The sequence below is a fragment of the Arthrobacter sp. 10T413_2 genome (genome assembly GCF_056394205.1).
The window spans coordinates 1-2,689 of record NZ_JBFTHK010000302.1 but is presented as its reverse complement, the minus strand read 5'-3'; the positions used below and the strand labels follow the sequence as shown (position 1 = coordinate 2,689).

The window sequence follows — 2,689 nt, the reverse complement described above, 5'->3', positions numbered from 1 at the left end:
GACCTGGCCGGCGCCGCTTCCTGCTGGCCCTCGGCGGAACCGCCGCGGTTGCCGCCGTCGCGGGTGTGCTCGCGTCCACCCTCAGGGGAGCCGCCGCCGTCGTCAGTGACGTGCGCAGCAAGCTGGCCCTCCCGGCGGCCGCCTCACCGGCGCCGCCCATCCCCGCGGGCGCCGAGATCCGGCTGGACGGCCTCGGACCGCTCGTGACCCCCAACAAKGACTTCTACCGGATCGACACCGCCCTGCGCGTGCCGCTGGTGGACCCGGCGCAATGGACGCTGAAGGTCACCGGCCTGGTGGAACGCGAGATCGAACTCGACTTCGCCACCCTCCTGGCCAAACCCCTGACAGAACGCCACGTGACCATCGCCTGCGTCTCCAACGAAGTGGGCGGAGACCTGATCGGCAACGCCAAGTGGCTCGGCTGGCCGGTCCGCGAACTGCTMGCCATGGCCGGACCCAAGCCAGGAGCGGACATGGTGCTCTCCCGCAGTACGGACGGCTGGACGGCCGGGACGCCGCTGGAGGCCCTCACAGACAKCCGCGACGCGTTGCTGGCGGTGGGAATGAACGGCGAACCGCTCCCGCTGGAGCACGGCTTCCCGGTCCGGATGATCGTGCCCGGGCTGTACGGCTACGTCTCGGCCACCAAGTGGGTCACGGAACTGAAAGTGACCCGCTACGCGGACGACGTCGCCTACTGGACGCCCCGCGGCTGGAGCGAGCGCGGGCCCATCAAGACCTCGTCCCGCATTGACGTGCCGCAGGACGGGCGCAGCGTGACGGCCGGGACCGTGGTGTTCGGCGGGGTCGCGTGGGACCAGCACACGGGCATCGGCAAGGTGGAGTTGCGGGTCAACCGCGGCGACTGGAAACAGGCCGAGCTCGCCCCGGGCATTTCGAAGGATACGTGGTACCAGTGGAAGCTGGCGCTTCCGCTGACTCCGGGCCGGTACGAGGTCCAGGTCCGGGCCACGGACCTCGCCGGCGTCCCGCAAGTGGAGGAGTCCGCCCCCGTCGCGCCGAGCGGGGCCACCGGCTTTCACACGGTTAGAGTGGACGTGAAATCCTAGTGAGCTGAGCAAAGGTCAGGACACGCATGCACCGCACCGAGACAAGGCACGTCAGCGTGGAAGCGCACCGGGAAAAGGTCCGCGCCCTGCTCGCGCCGCTGCGCACCGATGACCGGGTGGAACGGCTCCCGCTGCTCGAAGCCTTGGGCCGGGKACTCGCTGTCGACATCCTGGCACCGCTGGATCTTCCCCCGTTTGCCAACTCGCAGATGGACGGCTTCGCGATCCGCAGCGGCGACGTACCCGACGGCGGCACGGAACTGCGCGTCGTCGCGCCCGTTCCGGCCGGCGCCGCACCGGCKGAACTGGCCGCCGGCACCGCCGCGCCGATCATGACCGGAGCCATGATGCCGGCGGGAGCCGACGCCGTCGTGCCCATTGAACAGGCGGTCCCCGATTCGTTCCCCGCGCCCGGCGAGGCCACCACCGTCCGCCTGCCGGCCACGGCTGCCGGAACGTTTGTGCGCGACGTCGGCAGTGACATCCGCTCCGGCGAGCCCGCCCTCGGMGCCGGGACATTCCTTGGCCCCGGCCAGCTGGGACTCCTCGCGGCCATGGGCTTTACGGAGGTGCCCGTCCGTCCCTCGCTGCGTGTCCTGCTGGTCACCACCGGCGACGAAGTCGTGGAACCGGGCAACCCGCTCGGACCTGGCAAGATCTTCGACTCCAACGGCACGCTGCTCGAAGCCTCCATGCGCCAGGCCGGCCTCGAGGTCACCCGGGCGGGCATTTCCACGGACCGGCCGGATGAKCTCGCCCTGCTGCTGCGCCGGCACGCCCCGGACGTGGACCTGATCGTCACGACCGGTGGTGTCAGCAAGGGCGCCTACGAAGTGGTCCGCCAGGCCATGGCCGGACATGACGTCGAGTTCACCGCAGTGGCCATGCAGCCCGGCGGACCGCAGGGGATCGGCAGCTTCGAGGGCGTCCCCGTGCTGGGGTTCCCCGGTAACCCGGTGAGCTGCCTCGTGTCATTTKAAATGTTCCTGCGTCCCGTCCTCACCGAACTCTTCGGCGCTCCCGCGACGCGGCCCGCCGTCCGGGCCCGGCTGGCCGAGGCGCTGACGTCGCCGCCGGGCAAGCACCAGGTCCGGCGCGGCACGCTGGCTCCGGACGGCACGGTCCGGCTGGAGGGCGGTGCCGGCTCACACCTGGTGCACGCCCTGGCCCGTTCCAACGCACTGGTCCACGTTCCCGAGGGCACATCGGCTCTCGCCGCGGGMGATGAAGTGGAAGTATGGATTCTGTGAATGAAGCAGAGAACGCTGAAGCAACTCCCGCGCCAGCGGAAAACAGCACAGCGGAAAATAGCGCAGCGTACAACACCCGTTTGACCCACCTCCGCCACGACGGCACGGCCCAGATGGTGGATGTGTCCAACAAGGCAGAGTCCACCCGGGAGGCCACGGCCACCGCGACCGTCCGCAGCACGGCGGAGGTGCTCGCACTTCTCGGCGGCGGCGAGCTCCCGAAGGGGGACGCCCTGGCMGTAGCCCGCGTCGCCGGGATCATGGCGGCGAAAAAGACCCCGGATCTCATCCCGCTCTGCCACCCGCTGCCGATCGCCAAGGTCACCATCGACTTCGAGCTCGACACCGACACCGTCACGGTGTTTG

At 70.0% G+C, this 2,689-nt stretch carries 3 protein-coding genes; all 3 read left to right on the top strand.

Annotated features, from left to right (window positions below; all coding sequences use genetic code 11):
- A partial coding sequence (locus AC1DBQ_RS22805) for a molybdopterin-dependent oxidoreductase (protein ID WP_476930676.1) occupies positions 1 to 1,073 on the top strand: 1,073 nt, incomplete at its 5' end.
- Between the two features lie 26 nt (positions 1,074 to 1,099).
- On the top strand, positions 1,100 to 2,323 hold the full coding sequence (locus tag AC1DBQ_RS22800; protein ID WP_476930675.1) for a molybdopterin molybdotransferase MoeA: 1,224 nt from the start codon (positions 1,100 to 1,102) through the stop codon (positions 2,321 to 2,323).
- The coding region (locus AC1DBQ_RS22795) for a cyclic pyranopterin monophosphate synthase MoaC (RefSeq protein ID WP_476930674.1) at positions 2,311 to 2,689 on the top strand (379 nt) is incomplete at its 3' end. The genes AC1DBQ_RS22800 and AC1DBQ_RS22795, both read left to right, overlap by 13 nt.